Raw genomic sequence first — 16661 nt, 5'->3', positions numbered from 1 at the left:
CGGTCTTGGGGTGGCTTCGATGTTTCAATCGCCCGCCAGCGCCTTCTCGCGGATCGCCGTGAGGCTCAGGCCCGGCGTGATCGCATCGACCGAGAACTTCACGTGGATGATGGCCGGGCGCTGCGCCGCCAGGGCCTCCTCCAACGCCGCCGGAAAATCCTCGGTCCGCTCCACGGTGAAGCCGACGCCGCCGAAGGCGCGGGCATAGGCGGCAAAGTCCGGGTTCACGAGGTCGGTGGCAAGGACGCGGCCCGGAAAATCGCGCTCCTGATGCATACGGATCGTGCCGTAGCTCGCATTGTCGGCGACGATGCAGACGATGTTCAGGCCGTACTGCACCGCGGTCGCGAATTCCTGGCCGTTCATCAGGAAGTCGCCGTCACCGTTGATCGCGATCACGGTGCGGTCGGGAAAGATCCGCTTCATCGCCACAGCCGCCGGCACGCCGTAGCCCATCGAGCCGGAGGTCGGCGCCATGTGGGTGGCAAGCCGGCGGAAGCGGTAGAAGCGGTGGATCCAGGCGGCGTAGTTGCCCGCGCCGTTGCACAGGATCGCGTCCTCCGGCAGCGCCTCGCGCAAATGCACCATCACCTGCCCGAGATTGACCGGGCCGGGCTGCGGCGTCGGGGTCTGCGACCACGCCAGATATTCGTCATGAGCCGCACGGGTCTCGGCCGCCCACGGAACGGAGGCCGGCGCATCGAGCCGCGCCAGAGCCGCCGCCATCCGGGCCGGCGCGGCGGTGATGCCGAGATGCGGAACGTAGACCCGGCCGAGTTCCTCCGCTCCGGGATGGATGTGGACGAGCCGGGTGCGGGGGGCCGGGATGTCGAGGAGCGAATAGGTCTGGCTCGCGACCTCGCCGAGGCGGCCGCCGAGCACGATCATCAGGTCGGCGGCCTTGGCCCGCGCCACCAGCTTCGGGTTGGCGGCAAGCCCGAGATCGCCCGCGTAGTTCGGATGCAGCGGATCGAACAGCGGCAGGCGGCGGTAGCTCGTGGCCACCGGCAGATCGAAGGCCTCAGTGAAGCGGCGGATATCGGCATAGGCCTGCTCGGTCCAGCGGCTGCCGCCGAGCACCAGGAAGGGGCTTTTGGCCTCCGCCAGCAGGGCGGCGAGGGACGCGAGATCCTCTGCGCCGGGCGCGGCCTCGACGGCGGCGAAGGGCGGGGCCAGCGGCCCTTCCGCGGCGTCCTTCAGCATGTCCTTCGGCAGCGCCACCACCACCGGGCCCGGCCGGCCGCCGGTGGCGGTGTGGAAGGCGCGCGAGACGTATTCCGGCATCCGCGCGCCGGTTTCGATCTCGGTCGCCCATTTCGCGATCGGCCCGAAGGCGGCGCGGTAATCGACCTCCTGCCACGCCTCGCGGTCGCGCAGACCCCGCTCGATCTGGCCGACGAACAGGATCATCGGCGTCGAATCCTGCTGGGCGATGTGGATGCCGGCCGAGGCGTTGGTGGCGCCGGGACCGCGGGTGACGAAGCAGATGCCGGGCTGCCCCGTCGCCTTGCCGTGGGCCTCCGCCATCATCGCCGCGCCGCCCTCCTGGCGGCAGACGGTGAGGGCGATGCCCGATTCGTAGAGCGCATCGAGCACCGGCAGGTAGCTCTCGCCCGGCACCGCGAAGACATGGGTGACGCCGTTGGCCGCGAGCTGGTCCACGAGCGCCTGGGCGGCGTTCCGCCCGCGGCTTCGGGCGGGGAGGGCGGCGTCTGGGCTCTGAGACATCGCTTCGATCTCGCTAGACGGCAGGACGCGTCCCGGTTCGGGACCATCCCTTTGGCACATCCTGCGGTTCGTACCGGAACTGAACAGTTTCCGGCCCGTCCAGCCGGGCCCTGGACTTGCACAGACGAGCCGCAAGGACAGGCAACGTCATAGAGATGAACCGATAACGTCCGGTTTCGACCGGTGCGGAACGGGCAGGTTTCACAAGGTCCCATTTCACATCGACGAACGGATTGCGAACCATGCTTGCGCACCGGAGATCATCGACACCGGGCACCTCGGCCGGCTCGTTCGGCGGATGGGGGGCGTGATGGCCGCCGCCGCGCTGGCGCCGGAGCTCGCCATCGACGGGGAGCTCCTCAAACAGGCGATGCGCCGCCTCGTCGGCGGGGTCGTCGTGATCACCGCCGGAACCGGCGAGGACCGGGTCGGGCTCACCGCGACCTCGGCGGTCTCCCTCTCCGTCGATCCGCCGACCATGCTGGTCTGCGTCAACCGCGCCTCCGCGACCTGGCCGGTCATCGCCCGGCGGCGGCATTTCTGCGTCAGCATCCTCGGGGCCGGGCAGCAGGCGACCGCCGAGCGCTTCGCCGGCATCGGCGGGCTGCGGGGCGCCGCCCGCTATCGCGGCGCGGATTGGACGATCATGGAATCGGGCGCCTCCGGCCTCACCGAGGCGCAGGCCATCATCGATTGCGCGCTGGAAGAGGTCATCGAGCGGCACAGCCACGCCATCCTCCTCGGAGCGGTGCGCGCGGTGCGGCTGAATCGGATGGAGCGGCCCTCCCTGGCCTATGGCGGCGGGCGCTTCATCGGGATCTCACCGGATGAGGCGGCACCCGGCATCGGTCGCGTTCACAGCACCGCTGACAACAAGACAGATTAACCAGCATCACACTTAGCATCGATAAATGCTCTTTCTGCACAATCAGCGGGAGTATTGATAAAAATCAGGATGTATTGAAATCGAAGCGTTCACAGACCAATCCAGTCGGCACAGACCAAAGGGAAAAAGGACAATGTCGCAAGCGGTGGCAGCCAGCGTCGCGGATCGCACCATGGGCCTCGCCTACGCGATCGCCGCGCGCCACGCGATCAAGCCGAAATTCGATCAAGCGGACGCCCTGGTCGATGTCGGGCTCTCGTCGCTCGATCTCGTCAACCTGATGGTCGCGGTCGAGGCGGAGTTCGACATCATGATCCCGCCCGCGAGCCTGACGCCGAAGAACTTCTACTCGATCGAGACCATCGCCCGGATGGTCGAGAGCGTGCGCGGCCTGAACGCCTGAGCGGCCAAGTCCGGATCGCCCAGACGCCGCCGTCCCTCACGAACATCCCTGACGTGCCGCCGGCCCGGCCGGCTTCAGTCCAACGGAGCCCAGCCATGACGATGCAGCCCACGACCCGGCCGGATGGCCGCGTCGGCGATGCCGCCGACCTTCTGACCCGCGCGGCGGCCGCCGCCGCGATCGCCGCCACCCATGCGGACGCGGTGGACCGCGACGGGCGCTTCCCCGAGGAAGCCGTCGCCGCCTTCCGCTCGCAGCGCCTGCTCGGTGCGGCCGTGCCGATCGAACTCGGCGGGGAGGGCGCCTCAGTCCGGATGCTGGCCGAAGTTTGTTACGTGCTGGGCCGCGCCTGCGCCTCATCGGCGATGATCTTCGCCATGCACCAGACCAAGGTGGCCTGCCTGATCCGGCATGGCCGCGGCGAGCCCTGGCAGGACGGCCTCCTGCGCCGCATCGCCGGCGAACAGCTCCTGATGGCGTCCTCGACGACCGAGGGCCAGGGCGGAGGCAATGTCCGCTCCTCCTCCGCCGCGATCGAAGCCGACGGCGATGCGATCACCCTCGAGCGGGCTGCGACCGTGATCTCCTACGGCGCGCAGGCCGACGGCGTCGTCACCGTCGCCCGCCGCTCGGCCGAGGCCGGCCCCTCCGACCAGGTGCTCTGCGTCTTCCTGCGTGAGGACTACACCCTCGAACGCCTGAGCGGCTGGGAAACGCTCGGCATGCGCGGCACCTGCAGCAGCGGCTTCCGCCTCGTCGCCCGCGGTCGCCCCGAGCAGGTGCTCGCCGCCCGCTACAGCGACATCCACAACCGGACCATGACGCCGGTCTCGCACATCCTCTGGTCGAGCGCCTGGACCGGCATCGCCGCCTCCGCGGTCGATCGCGCCCAGGCCTTCACCCGCACGGCGATGCGCGGCGCGGGCGGCGTCGCCCCGCCCGGCGCGCTGCACTATGCGCGCGCCGTCTCCAGCCTGAAGCAGGCCCGCGCCCTCGTCACGCAGGCGCTCGACACCTTCGAGGCGGCCGAGGGCGACCCGGCGGCTTTGGCCGGCCTCGACGTGCAGACCGCGCTGACGATGCTCAAGGTCGAAGTCTCCGAACTCGCCGTCGCCACCGTGTCGAGCGCGCTGCGCGCCAACGGGCTCGCCGGCTACCGCCAGGACGGCGCGTTCAGCATCGGCCGAGCGCTGCGCGACATCCTCTCGGCGCCGATCATGATCCACAACGACCGGATCCTGGCCAACCTCGCCACCGCGACGCTGATGTCGCCGGTCGCCGCCTCGCTCAGCGCCTGAAGGCGCACAGCGAGGTTCGTTCCCGCCTCGAACGCCGGCGGTCGCCTCGGCGACCTTGGCTCTCGCTCCGCGGGGCGCTCTTCGCGCCCGACAGGCGGAGCAAAGGCTCCACTGCCCCCTTTGCCGAAGGACTGCCCGCCATGAACATGTCCGTGATGAACGCGCCGGCCTCGCCGCCCGCGACCGACCCGCTCGACGCCCTGTTCGATGCGATGTTCAAGCCGATGAACGCGCAGGGCGTCTACGCCCGCACCGGCGCCTACGAGTCGGTGGTCGAGGCGCTGGCCGCCTTCATCTCGGCGCGGCGCGAGGCCGAGACGGAGGTGTTCCGCTTCCCGCCGGTGATGAGCCGGGCGCATCTGGAGCGGCACGGCTACCTCAAGAGCTTTCCGAACCTCCTCGGCTGCGTCTCCTGCCTGGAAGGGACCGAGACGGAGATCCGCGCTTCGGCCGACAAGCATCTGGAGGGCGGCGACTGGACCGCCGACCTCGAGACCGCCGACCTCGTTCTGACCCCGGCCGCCTGCTACCCGGTCTATCCGATCGCCGCCGCTCGCGGCGCGGTGCCGGCCACCGGCTACCGCTTCGATGTCGCCTGCGACTGTTTCCGCCGCGAACCCTCGCGCCATCTCGACCGGCTGCAATCCTTCCGGATGCGCGAATACGTCCGCATCGGCACGCCGGAGCAGATCGTCGCCTTCCGCGAGAGCTGGATCGCCACCGCCACCGCAATGGCCGACGAACTCGGGCTGCCCTACACGGTCGAGACCGCGAGCGACCCGTTCTTCGGCCGGCTCGGCCAGATCATGGCCTTCAGCCAGCTCGAACAGGCCTTGAAGTTCGAGTTGCTGATCCCGCTCCGGGGGGAGGCCGCCGGCACCGCCTGCATGAGCTTCAACTATCACCGCGAGCATTTCGGCACGACCTGGGGCCTCAACCTGGAGGACGGCGAACCCGCCCATACCGGCTGCGTCGCCTTCGGCATGGACCGCCTCGCGGTGGCCCTGTTCGCCACCCACGGCGAGCGCATCGACGCGTGGCCGGCCCCGGTCCGCGCGGCGCTGAAGCTCTGACGTCAGGGCGCCGTTCGATGCCGCTCGATCCGCATGTCAGCCGCTTCCTCGACATGATGGCGCTCGGAAGCTCGGACGGCATCACCCTCGACGCCCGCCGGGAGGGGATGCGCGGGCTCGCGCGCCTCGCCGGGCTGACCGCCGAGGGCGTCGCGACCCGCGATCTCGTCCTGCCGGGTCCGGCCGGGCCGATTTCCGCGCGGCTCTACGCGCTAGAGGGCAGCGCGAGTGGCCCCGGCCTCGTCTACCTGCACGGCGGCGGCCTCGTGACCGGGTGTCTCGACACCCATGACGGACTCTGCCGGGTGCTGGCCGAGGCCGGCGCCCTGCGCGTCGTCTCGGTCGATTACCGGCTCGCGCCCGAACACCCGTTCCCGGCCGCCCTCGACGACGCGCTGGCGGCAATAGACGGGGTCGCCGCGCAGGCGGACGCGCTCGGGATCGATCCGGCCCGGCTCGGGATCGGCGGCGATTCCGCCGGGGCCGGGCTCGCGGCGCGGGTCTGCCAGGAGCGGCGCGGCGGCGCGATCCGGGCGCAGCTCCTGATCTGCCCCGTGCTCGACGTGCACGGCAGCCACCCCTCGCGCCGCGATTTCGCTCAAGGATACTTCCTCGACGAGACGACGATCCGGCGCGACCTTGCGGCCTGCGGCCCCGAAGCCGCCGGCCCGTCGCCCCGCCTCTCGCCCCTGCGCGAGGCCGATCTGACCGGCCTGCCGCCGGCCCGCATCCACACGGCGGAATACGACCCCGTCCGCGACGAGGGGGCCGCCTATGCCGCGCGTCTGGAGCGGGCGGGCGTCGAGACCGCCCACACCGTTCACGCCGGCATGATCCACTTCTTCTACGGCCTCGGGCGGCTGGTGCCGCGCGGCCGGCCGATCCTGTCCGAGATCGCCCGCGAGTTCGGCGCCTGCCTCCGCGGCGCCTCCTAACCCCACCCTTTGCCCACCCCTTGCCTACCCCTGCCTTGAGGAGAGCCACCATGTCCCTGCGTGAGACCGTCTTCGCCGAGATCGCCGCCATCGCCGCCGAGCAGGAAAAGGCGATGCCGCCGATCACCGACGACCTCGTGATGCTCGACACCGAGTTCGACTCGCTCTGCTTCGCGCTCCTCGTCGCGCGGATGGAGGATCTCACCGGCGCCGACCCGTTCGGCGAGATGGATGCTTCCGACCTCCCGGTGACGGTCGGCGACCTCGTCGCCCTCTACAACCGCGCCGCCGCCCGGCAGGCGGCCTGACCCCGATGATCCTGCGCGAGAGACTTCTGGCGGCGGGCGGACTCGAGGGCCTGTTCCTGTCCGACCACCGCAGCAAAAAAGATCTCGCCGGGATCGTTTCCGGCGAGCGTGACGCCGCCGTGACCGCGGCGCTCGCGGGCCGCCGGGTGCTGCTCGCCGTCGGCGGGCAGATGGCGGCGGCCCGCGCCATGATCGCGCTCGACGGCCTCGCGGCCCGGCTCGCCCTCGTCCCGCCGAAGCTCGCGCCGGAGCACATCGCCCGGATCGCTCGCGATTCCGAGGCGGAGATCTGCGTCGCCGATGCCGAGGGGCTGCCTCCCGACGCGCTGCCGGGCCTGCCCCGAATCGACGCGGCCGACGCGTTCCGCGCGGGCTCCGAGACATCGCGGGAGACGGAGTGGGCACTGGCCACCTCCGGCACCACCGGCGCGCCGAAGCTCGTCGCCCACACCCTCGAAGGCCTCGCCGGCGGCATCAACACGGCTGCGGCGCCGGAGCCCGGCACGGTGTGGAGCACCTTCTACGACATCCGCCGCTACGGCGGCCTCCAAGTGTTCCTGCGGGCGATGCTCGGGCCGTCCTCGCTCGTGCTCTCCGACGCGGGCGAGCCGGTGCGCGACTATCTCGTCCGCGTCGGCGCGGCGGGCGTCACCCACATCCTCGGCACGCCCTCGCACTGGCGCCTCGCCCTGATGAGCGCGGCGCTCGACCGACTGAGCCCCCGCTACGTGCGGCTCTCGGGCGAGATCGCCGACCAGAACATCCTCGACGCCCTGCGCGACGCCTTCCCTGAGGCGCGCATCGCCCACGCCTACGCCTCGACCGAGGGCGGGGTCGGCTTCACCGTCGAGGACGGGCAGGAGGGTTTCCCGGCCGCGCTGATCGGCACCCGCGCCGGGATCGAGATCACCGTGCGCGAGGACAGCCTGTTCGTGCGCTCCGGCCGAACCGGGCGGCGCTATCTCGGCGCGGCGCCCGAGGCGCTGATCGCCGGGGACGGCTTCATCGACACCGGCGACCTCGTGGAGCGACGGGGCGAGCGCTACCACTTCCTCGGCCGGCGCAGCGGCGTGATCAATGTCGGCGGCGCCAAGGTGCAGCCGGAGGAGGTCGAGACCGTCATCAACGTCTTCCCCGGCATCTCGATGTCCCGGGTGCGGGCGCGACCCAACCCGATCCTCGGCGCGGTGGTCGAGGCGGAGGTGGTCCTGCGTGCCGATGCGGGCACGGATCAGGCCGCGCTGAAGAAGGCGATCATCGCCCACTGCCGCCCGCGCCTGGCCGGACACAAGGTGCCGGCGAGCGTGAAATTCGTGGATGCGCTGCCGATCACGTCGGGCGGCAAGCTGGTGCGGAGGGGCGCGTGAGCGACGATCTCAAGACCGGACGCCTCGTCGTCGTCACGGGCGCGAGCCGGGGGCTCGGCCTCGCCATGGCCGAAACGCTCGCCGCCGACGGGTTTCGCGTGGTGGCGCTCGCCCGGCGCCCGAGCGAGGCGCTGGAGGCGGCGCAGGAGGCCGCCGGCCCGGGCCGGATCGCCTTCACGGCCGCGGATCTCGGCGAGATCGATGCGCTCCAGGCTCTCGCCCAAAGAATTCGCGCCGAGCACGGGCAGGTCTACGGCCTCGTCAACAACGCCGCGCTCGGCACGCCCGGTCTGCTGACGACGATGCCGGCTTCGAAGATCGCCGAACTCGTCCACCTCAACACCCTCGCGCCGATGGTGCTGACCAAGTACCTCGCCCGCGGGATGATGACGGCCGGCGCCGGCCGCATCGTCAATGTCAGCTCGATCATCGCCTTCACCGGCTACAACGCCCTGTCGGTCTACGCGGCGACCAAGGCCTCGATGATCGGCTTCACCAAGTCGCTCGCCCGCGAGGTCGGGCGGCTCGGGGTGACGGTGAACGCGGTGGCGCCGGGCTTCATCGAGACGGCGATGACCGGCGAGATGGACGAGGGGGAGCGCGGGCGCGTGGCCAACCGCAGCGCCCTCAAGCGGCTGGCCGAGCCGCAGGACGTGGCCGACGCCGTCGCCTACCTGATGTCGGACCGCGCCCGCAACGTCACCGGCACGGTGCTCACCATCGACGCCGGCAGCACCGCCTGAAGCCGGCCAGTGACCTTGAACCGAGGCTTCACTCGACGAAAATCTCCGCTAAATCAATATATTTTGGATGGCTTGGGCGACAAATCGACGCCTATACCAATCCAGCCAACAAGACTGGCAGTCCCGAAACGGCATCGGCTGGCTGGCATTGATTTCGCTTTGTTTCGAGCGCGTCTCCGAGTGGGACGAGAGCGCGCCTTGCTCACGGTTCGATCGCGCGGAGCCGTTGGACGAAATGGGTGCCGGACAGCGCGACGAGCCGGAGGGGGCCGCCGATGATTGGGGTGAGCGAGACCGTGGAAGACGTCCCACCCGCGGGGGAGGGCGTCCGCAGCGCGCGGGTCAAGGTCCGCTGCCGCACCATCGAGGAGGATGACCTCGCCTCCGTGGTACGGCTGTTACAGGCCGGCTTCCCCGATCGCTCCGAAGCCTATTGGCGGACCGGGCTCGACCGGCACCGCACCCAGCCGCTGCCCGACGACGTGCCGCGCTACGGCTATGTGTTGGAACGGGACGGGGCCATCGTCGGCGTCCTGCTCGCTCTCTACCGCATGGTGACGGACGAGGCCGGCACGCATCTGCGCTGCAACCTCTCGAGCTGGTACGTTCTGCCGGAATTCCGCGCGCTGGGCACCCTGCTCGACGGCTTCGCCATGCGCGACCGGCGGGTGACCTACACCAACGTCTCGCCCGCTCCGCAGACGTGGCAGATGCACAAGGCGCGCGGCTTCAAGCCGGTCTGCTCGGGCCAGATGCTCGTGATGCCGCTGCTCGCCGGCCTCGGCCGGGGGCGCCGGGTCCGCGTGGCCACGCCGGAGACCCTGCGCCTGCTGCCGGAGCCGGAGGCCCGGCTGGTGGCCGACCACCTCGCCTTTGGCTGCATCGGCCTCGTCTGTTCCGATGGGGAGAAGGCGTGGGCCGTCCTGTTCCAGCGGCGCGCCATCAAGATGCGGCCAGGGGAAACCCGGTGGCCGCGCCTGCCCTGCCTTCAGCTCGTCTACCGCTCGACCGCGCTCGACCTGTCCGCCTTCCTCGGCGCGATCGGCCGGCATCTCATGCTGCACCACGCCATGCCGTGGTTCGTGCTCGATGCCGTCGGCAAGCTGCCGGGCTTTGCCGGACACTTCTTCGAGGGCCGCGCCCCGAAATACGCCCGTGGCCCGAACCCGCCGGCCACCGGAGACCTCACCTATACCGAGGTCGTCCTGTTCGGTGCCTGAGGGCTCTTTCCGTCGAAGCGGTGCCGTGCCGGACCGGGGAACCCGTCGAAACAAGGACCGACGCGGTTTCCCGCCGATGTCGTCGCGCGCCTCCACGCGGCGATCCGCCTACAGCAGCAGCTTCTAGCGCTCAGCGTAAGCCGACGCTCCGATGAAGCCGCTGCGAGATCGATCGGGCGCTGTTCCGAGTGGTCACGAAGTCGCGCGCACGCCTCACAGCCTGAAAGACGCCATAAACCAAGACTCCACAGAGTGTTGGCCCGCACGGGATCGGCGGGGCACGAGTTCGACTTTCCCGACACCCGGACCAGACCGAGACGACGTTCCATGGAAGTGCCGGAATGCTGAACTTCCTCTTGGTCGTCGCGGTGGCGGTCTGGTTCGTGCTGCTCTACCCGCTGGCGCGCCACCGACTCGAGACCCGGATGGGGCCGCTGAACGGTCCGCTGGCGGTCCCGTTCGCCCTGACGACGATCTTCGCGCTGCTGCCGCTGGTCTTCAACGTCCCGCGGGATGACGGCAACGCCGTACTGGAGCAGGGGCTGACGGCCTCCAACCTCGCGCTCATTGTCATGACCGGGCTGACCGGGCTCTATCTCATCGCCCGGATCGCGGTGGACCGGCGCGTCCTGCTGGTGGCGTTCTCGATGCCGTACCTGCCGTTCACGCTGATGATCCTCGTGAACGGCCTCAGCACCGCGTGGTCGATCGTGCCGAGCTACACCGTCTATCGGACCGTGGAGTTGGCGATCTTCACGCTCACCTCGATCCTGATCTTCGACCGCAGCGATATCGAGCGGCGGCTGGCCAACCTGTTCGCGCTGTTCACCGTCGCGTGGCTGGTCGCCACGACGCCAATCATCCTCGACAACTTCGCGCATGGGGTCGTGTTCTCGTCGGCCAAGCACAACCTGATGCCTTATCTCTGCGCCGCGCACGCCTTCCTCGTTATCTTCGACGACCGCATCCCGTACCGGCGCGCCCATCTCCTGCTTGCCTTCGTCGGCTTCGTCATCGCGGGCTCGGCCGCGAGCACCGCCTCGCTCATCGCGGCAGCCCCCGGCCTGATGGTGGCGTCGCGCCACCGCCGGCTGCGCCTCCTCGGCTACACGGCCTTCACCGTCTACCTGATCGTGTTCGTGGTGCTGATGGTCGGCCTGTCGGCCTTCCCCGCCCTGCTCGACGTGGTCTCGGTCGTGCTGCAGAAGCCCCCGGAGGAGCTGGCCGACGCCACCGGGCGCGGCACCTTCTGGCCGGTCTTCATCGAGGCGACCAAGGACCGCTTCGTCGGCGCCGGCTACGCCGCGGGAGACCGCTTCATCCAGCTCCTCATTCCCACCACGGCTTTGGCGGAGACGCTGGCACGCGACGCCGTGTTCATCTCCAGCTCGCACAACATGGTGCTCAGCGCCTGGGCCGGCACCGGCCTGATCGGGCTCGGCCTCTGCGCGATGGTGCTGGGGACCGCCCTGCGCTGGGGGATGAAGCTCGACCGTCCCGGACGCCGCCTCATCGCCACCTGCGTGTTCTTCCTGATCCTCAACGGCATGACGACGCCGGGCATCTTTCAGGACTGGAACATCAACGTCCTCACCTTCGTGGGTCTGCTGGCCTATGCCCGCATCGGCGCCCTGCGTCGCGAGCCCGTGGGCGCGGCCACGCCCGTTCCGGCAGCCGCCGCCTTCGGTCTCCCAATTGCGGCGTCCGCGTGATGCGCATCCTGGCGCACATCTTGAAGTGTGAGACCCAAACTACCTTCGGCCCGCGGCCGCTGTCCCGAAACGGGAAGGATCGTCCCCGGACGACCCACTCGGGGACGGGAATGGCGGACCGGATCGGTTGCTGCGGGCTGACGAGGCCCGCAGGCGCGTATTGTTCGAGAGTTTCGCGATGACGATGATCGAGCGGATGCCTTCGCGGTTCTTCGTCGGCGCCGAGCCGGGCAAGCCGGACGTGACGCCTGAACCCTGGTTCCTCAACCCGCGTGAGATCGGACGGGCCCTGCGCGCGCGCTGGGCGCTCGTGCTGGCCCCGGCTGTGCTCCTCTTGGTGGCGGCGGTGGCGTGGCTCGCGCTGGTGCCACCGCTCTACGCCGCCGTGACGCAGATCCTGATCGACCCGCGCGGCATCCAAGTGGTCAAGGACGGCGTGACGCCCTCGGATCAGGCGAGCGATGCGAGCCTGTTCCTCGTCGACAGCCAGATCCGGGTCCTCATCTCCGACGAAGTGCTGCGGCAGGTCGTGACTCGGTTCAAGCTCGATCAAGACCCGGACTTCGTTCGTCCCGCCTCGCTGCTCGAGACGCTCAAGAGCCGCCTCTCCGCGCTGATCGTCACCGCCGGCGGCCCCGCCGACGACACGCTCACCGCCCTGCGCACGCTGCGCGATCGCACGACCGCGCGCCGCCTGGAGCGCAGCTTTGTGGTCGAGCTCGCCGTCTCCAGCGAGGAACGTCGGAAATCCGCGGAGCTCGCCCAGGCCATCGCCGAAACCTACCTCACCACCGTCTCGCAGGCGCAGGCGCAGGTCACCCGCAAGGCCGGCGAGGCGGTGTCGAGCCGGCTCGGCGAGTTGCAGGACGACCTCCGGCAGGCCGAGGACAAGGCGCAGAAGTTCCGCGCCGCCAACAACCTCGTCGGCACCCGCGGCCAACTCGTCAGCGAGCAGGCGCTGACCCAGCTCAACCAGCAGCTCGGCGCGGCGCGCGCCCGGGCCGGCGAGCTGCGCGGGCGGCTCGCCCAGATCGAGGCGGTCGCCAACGGGCGGGCCGACCTCAACTCGGTGACCGAAATCGTCCAGTCCACGACGGTCGCGCAATTGCGCGCCCAGCTCGCCCAGATCGAGGCGGCCCGGGCCGACACCCTGTCCAACCTCGGCCCCCGTCACCCCACCCTGCGCACCGGCGAGCTGCAGGTGCAGACCCTGCGCAACGACATCAACGCCGAGATCCGCCGCATCGCCGCGGCCACCCGCAACGATTACCGGTCGGCCTTGTCCAACGAGGCCTCGCTCGCCGCCACCCTGGAGAGCCGCAAGAAAGAGGCTCTGTCCGTCGACAAGAGCTTCGTGCGCCTGCGCGAACTGGAGCGGCAGGTCGAAGCGAGCCGCGCGGTCTACGAGGCCTTCCTCGTCCGCGCCCGCGAGCTTCAGGAGCAGCAGCGCCTCGACACCTCGACCTCGCGCGTCATCTCGCCCGCCTCGCTGCCGGAGCGCCGGCTCGGGCCGCCGATCCCGGCCATCTTCGCCGCGGCGCTGGCGGCCGGGCTCGGCCTCGGCACCGCGCTCGCCCTCCTCGCCGTGCCGGCCGCGGGGCGGATCGGTTCGCGCCGCCGGTTTCAGCAGCTCGCGGGGCTCCCCGTGGTCGCCGCCCTGCCGGCCAAGGTGCCGACCCGGACGCGAAGCAAGGCAGGCAGCGAATCCCTGCGCGCCGACACCGCCTACGATGTGGCCGTGGCCCGTCTCGGCAGCCGTCTGCAGCGCGATTTCGGCGCCACGCGGCCGACGGTGGTCCTCGTCACCTCGGCGGACGACCGGAGCGGCAAGTCGGAGCTGGCGCGCAGCCTCGCCGCCTCGGCCGCGCTCGACGGCCAGCGGGTGCTGCTCGTCGATGCCGACCCGGAGGCGATGATCTCGCGCGATCTCCGGAGCCAGGCCAAGCGCGGCGCCGCCGAGGTGCTGCGGACGCATTCGGGGCTCGGTGACGCGCTGGTCGAGGGGCCGACCGGGGTCAAGATCCTGCCCTTCGACGACGCGGCCCTGCGCCTCGGCACCGCGGCCTATACCGGGGCGATCCTGACGGCGGCTTCTGCCTTCGACACGGTCTTCGTCGATATCGGGCTGATCGGCACCGACATCGCCGCCGAGCGCCTCGCCCAGGACCAGCGCTTCCCGGCCCTGCTGCTGACGGCCAGCGCCGCCCGCAGCGGCACCGCCCGGCTGCGGCGGGCGCTCGACGCCCTCGGCCGCGACCCGCGGGTGCAGCTCGTCATGACCGACGCCGAGGCCGAGGGGTGAGCCTCGGCCCGCTGCGGAGCGCGGCGGCGCTCCTCGCCGCCGTCCTCCTCGGGTCGCCGCTCTTCGGCTTGACCACGGAGGTTCGGGGCGGCGAGGCGAGCGCGCCGCTGGTCCTGTGGGTTGCGCCCACCGGAGACAGAGCCCCCCGTCGCGACAACCGCTTCGCGGATCTGCCGCGGGCGCTTGCATATGTCGCCGCGCTGCGCCGTCAGGGGGAGGGGCGGGCGATCGTCGTCGAGCTGGAACCCGGAACGCACCGGATCTCGGCGCCCGTTCGGATCGGCCCCGACCATGCCGGCACTGCCGGGGCGCCCCTGATCCTGCGCGGGGCGGCCGACGGATCGAGCCGGCTCGTCGGCAGCGTGCCCCTGGCGCCCGCATCGCTGCCGCCGCGCCTGCGCGCGCGGTTGCCGGCCTCGGCCCGCGGCGCGGTGCATGCCTACCAATTGCCCGAGGCGTTGCGCGGGGAGCTCGCCTACCGCGCGCCGCGGCGCCTACGCGAGACGCACCCGCGCGTCACCGAGATCTTCGATGCGGGCGGTGCGTTGCGCCCGGCCCAGTGGCCAAATCCTGGGCCGAACCCTGGGCCGAACCCCGGAACGAACTCCGGCTGGACGACGGTCGCCGCGGCCGAAGCGGGCGGCATGGCCTTCACCCTCAAGGACGCGGCGGGCCTGCCCGATCTGTCCCTGGAGCGCGACCTGTGGGTGGAGGGCTTCTGGCGCTGGGACTGGCTGCTGGAAACGCTTCACGTGGCGCAGGCCGATCAGCGCCGCCGCCGGCTCGAACTGGACCAGCCGCCCTACGAGGGCATCCGTGACGGCGCCCGGTTGCGGCTGGTCCATGCGCTCGGTGCCCTCGATGAACCCGGCGAATGGTGGCGCGACGGCGAGAGCGGCCTGCTGCTGGCCTGGCCGTCTCCCGGCGCGGCCGACCTCGAAGTCAGCCTCGCCGAGACGCTGATCCGGGCCGATGGCGCGCGGCATCTACGCATCGAGCGGCTTCGGCTGGAGCGCACACGCGGAGACCTGATCGTCGTGCGGGGGGGTGAGGATATCGAGATCCGCGCGAGCGAACTGGCTTGGGCGGCGGGCCGTGCGGCGGTGTTCGAGGGGGTGACCGGGGGCGGCGTCTCCGGCAGCGCGATCCATGATATCGGCGCGAGCGCGGTCCGCCTCGTCGGCGGCGACCGCGCCACGCTCCGGCGGGGCGGGCTGTTCGTGCGCGACACCCGCTTCACCCGCTTCTCGCGTCTGAGCCAGACCCAGAGTTCCGCGATCGAACTCGACGGCGTCGGCGCGGAGGCGAGCGGAAACCTCATCACCGACGCGATCGGCTACGCCATCTACCTGCGCGGCAACGATCACGTGTTTCGCGGCAACGAGGTCGCCCGCCTCATCCACGGCCTGAGCGATACCGGCGCGATCTATGCCGGGCGCGACTTCACCGCCCGCGGCTCGGTCATCGAGGACAACTACGTCCACGACATCCGCACCGTGCCGGGAATGGAGGTGAAGGGCGTCTATCTCGACGACATGGCGAGCGGCTTCACCATCCGCCGCAACCTGTTCGTCGATGTGCAGCAACCGGTCTTCATCGGCGGCGGCAACGACAACACGATCACCCGCAACGTCTTCGTCGCGTCGAGCCCGATGGTCGCCCTCGATGCGCGGGGTCTGACATGGATGAAGCCATCGCTGAACGAAGCGGATTCGGAGTTCCGAGCCGCCTTCGCCGCGATGCCGCTCGACTCCGCGCTCTGGCGGATGCGCTATCCGAAGCTTGCGGAGGCGCTGACCGACGAGCCGGGCGTGGCGCGCAACAACCAGATCGTCGACAACGTGAGCATCGGCAGCGACGACCTCGCGCTCACCGACAAGGCGGAGGCGGGCCGGCAGATCATTCTGTTCAACACCCGCCTTGACGGCGCGGTCCCGAATCCGGGCGACCTCGAGGCGCTGGCCCGCTTCACCGCCGAGCGCGGCATCACGCTTCGCCTCGACCCGTCGAAGATGCGGCGGGATGGGTTACCGGCCTCGCCGTTCACGGACGCGCGGCGCTGACTAAGCAGCACCGAGGCCGACCCGCGACTGCCTTTCCCGTGCACATAGCCGTTAGGGGGCAATCGGCGACGAGCCAAATCATCGCCGATCGGGATTATGACCGCGGAGGTCTCACGCCGCCTTGGACGGCACCTCGGTGAGGGTCGAGAACTCGCTGACGATGGCCTCATGCACCTGCTTCAGCCAATCCTCGGCGATCCGCGCACGCTCCTCGGCAGCCTCGGCCCGCTCTTCCGCCGCGCGGATGCGCTGCTCGGCCTGAGCCTGCACGTTGGCCGCCTTGGTCTCCGCGGCCCGGACCCGCTCGCTGGCGAGCTTCACGTCGTCACGAACGCGCTCCAGCAGTTCGTGAACGCGCTGCTCCTGCTCCTGAGCCTGCGCCTCGACTTCGCGCGTCCGCTGGGCGGCGGCCCGCACGCGGTCGATCAGGTTCGCCCAATCCTGAGACGAGGAGGGCGACGCCACCACCACGGAGGCGTTCGCATCGGCATCCGATTGGACGAGACGCAGAATACTCGTCAGGCTATCGGCCTGCTTCGGAGCATCGTGAGAAGCGACAGTCATCTCTTGAGACTCAGCGTGATCAAGATCAAGTGGACGCTCCCAGCGCATTTTCTTAATTA

General features: G+C 70.4%; 14 protein-coding genes. 12 read left to right on the top strand and 2 right to left on the bottom strand.

The window, feature by feature from the left end:
• Positions 1–24: 24 nt before the first annotated feature.
• Entirely contained in the window at positions 25–1728 is a 1704-nt protein-coding gene (locus tag OVA30_RS19550; RefSeq protein WP_268176469.1) for a thiamine pyrophosphate-binding protein, read from the bottom strand.
• Positions 1729–2038: 310 nt separating this feature from the next.
• On the opposite strand from OVA30_RS19550, the gene OVA30_RS19545 reads away from it, so the two are divergent.
• The 12 genes from OVA30_RS19545 to OVA30_RS19490 all read left to right on the top strand — a co-directional run bounded on the left by OVA30_RS19545 (position 2039) and on the right by OVA30_RS19490 (position 16038).
• Positions 2039–2614 carry a flavin reductase family protein gene (locus OVA30_RS19545; protein ID WP_268176468.1) on the top strand — a complete coding sequence of 192 codons (576 nt, stop codon included), beginning with the start codon at positions 2039–2041 and terminating at the stop codon, positions 2612–2614.
• 133 nt (positions 2615–2747) lie between these two features.
• Positions 2748–3017: a phosphopantetheine-binding protein gene (locus OVA30_RS19540; RefSeq protein ID WP_015952739.1), complete on the top strand. Its 270-nt coding sequence runs from the start codon at positions 2748–2750 to the stop codon at positions 3015–3017.
• A gap of 95 nt (positions 3018–3112) precedes the next feature.
• Positions 3113–4315, top strand: coding sequence for an acyl-CoA dehydrogenase family protein (locus tag OVA30_RS19535; RefSeq protein WP_268176466.1), 1203 nt, complete (start codon positions 3113–3115; stop codon positions 4313–4315).
• A 140-nt stretch (positions 4316–4455) separates the two neighbouring features.
• Positions 4456–5388, top strand: a complete 933-nt coding sequence (locus OVA30_RS19530) for an amino acid--[acyl-carrier-protein] ligase (protein WP_268176465.1) — start codon at positions 4456–4458, stop codon at positions 5386–5388.
• Positions 5389–5405: 17 nt separating this feature from the next.
• Positions 5406–6323 (top strand): alpha/beta hydrolase, encoded by a 918-nt coding sequence (locus OVA30_RS19525; RefSeq protein ID WP_268176464.1) that lies wholly within the window; start codon positions 5406–5408, stop codon positions 6321–6323.
• Between the two features lie 50 nt (positions 6324–6373).
• On the top strand, positions 6374–6631 hold the full coding sequence (locus OVA30_RS19520) for an acyl carrier protein (protein WP_268176462.1): 258 nt from the start codon (positions 6374–6376) through the stop codon (positions 6629–6631).
• Between the two features lie 5 nt (positions 6632–6636).
• A complete protein-coding gene (locus OVA30_RS19515; protein WP_268176460.1) occupies positions 6637–7998 on the top strand; it encodes a class I adenylate-forming enzyme family protein in 1362 nt (453 codons plus the stop codon).
• Positions 7995–8741, top strand: a complete 747-nt coding sequence (locus tag OVA30_RS19510; RefSeq protein ID WP_268176458.1) for an SDR family NAD(P)-dependent oxidoreductase — start codon at positions 7995–7997, stop codon at positions 8739–8741. The genes OVA30_RS19515 and OVA30_RS19510 overlap by 4 nt, the downstream gene beginning before the upstream one ends.
• Positions 8742–9016: 275 nt before the next feature.
• Positions 9017–9961, top strand: a complete 945-nt coding sequence (locus tag OVA30_RS19505; RefSeq protein WP_268176457.1) for a hypothetical protein — start codon at positions 9017–9019, stop codon at positions 9959–9961.
• A 341-nt stretch (positions 9962–10302) separates the two neighbouring features.
• Complete coding sequence (locus OVA30_RS19500; protein WP_268176456.1) at positions 10303–11673, top strand: O-antigen ligase family protein; 1371 nt, start codon at positions 10303–10305, stop codon at positions 11671–11673.
• Positions 11674–11851: 178 nt separating this feature from the next.
• Positions 11852–13975, top strand: a complete 2124-nt coding sequence (locus OVA30_RS19495; protein WP_268176454.1) for a GumC family protein — start codon at positions 11852–11854, stop codon at positions 13973–13975.
• Positions 13972–16038, top strand: coding sequence for a right-handed parallel beta-helix repeat-containing protein (locus OVA30_RS19490; RefSeq protein WP_268176453.1), 2067 nt, complete (start codon positions 13972–13974; stop codon positions 16036–16038). The genes OVA30_RS19495 and OVA30_RS19490 overlap by 4 nt, the downstream gene beginning before the upstream one ends.
• Before the next feature lie 111 nt (positions 16039–16149).
• Here the strand turns inward: OVA30_RS19490 and OVA30_RS19485 are convergent, their stop codons facing one another.
• Complete coding sequence (locus OVA30_RS19485) at positions 16150–16602, bottom strand: hypothetical protein (protein ID WP_015824644.1); 453 nt, start codon at positions 16600–16602, stop codon at positions 16150–16152.
• Between the last annotated feature and the right edge of the window lie 59 nt (positions 16603–16661).

This window comes from Methylorubrum sp. SL192 (genome assembly GCF_026672325.1).
GTDB classification, from domain to species: domain Bacteria; phylum Pseudomonadota; class Alphaproteobacteria; order Rhizobiales; family Beijerinckiaceae; genus Methylobacterium; species Methylobacterium extorquens.
Note: the sequence above shows the minus strand (reverse complement) of the source record. Positions and strands in the feature narration are given on the sequence as shown.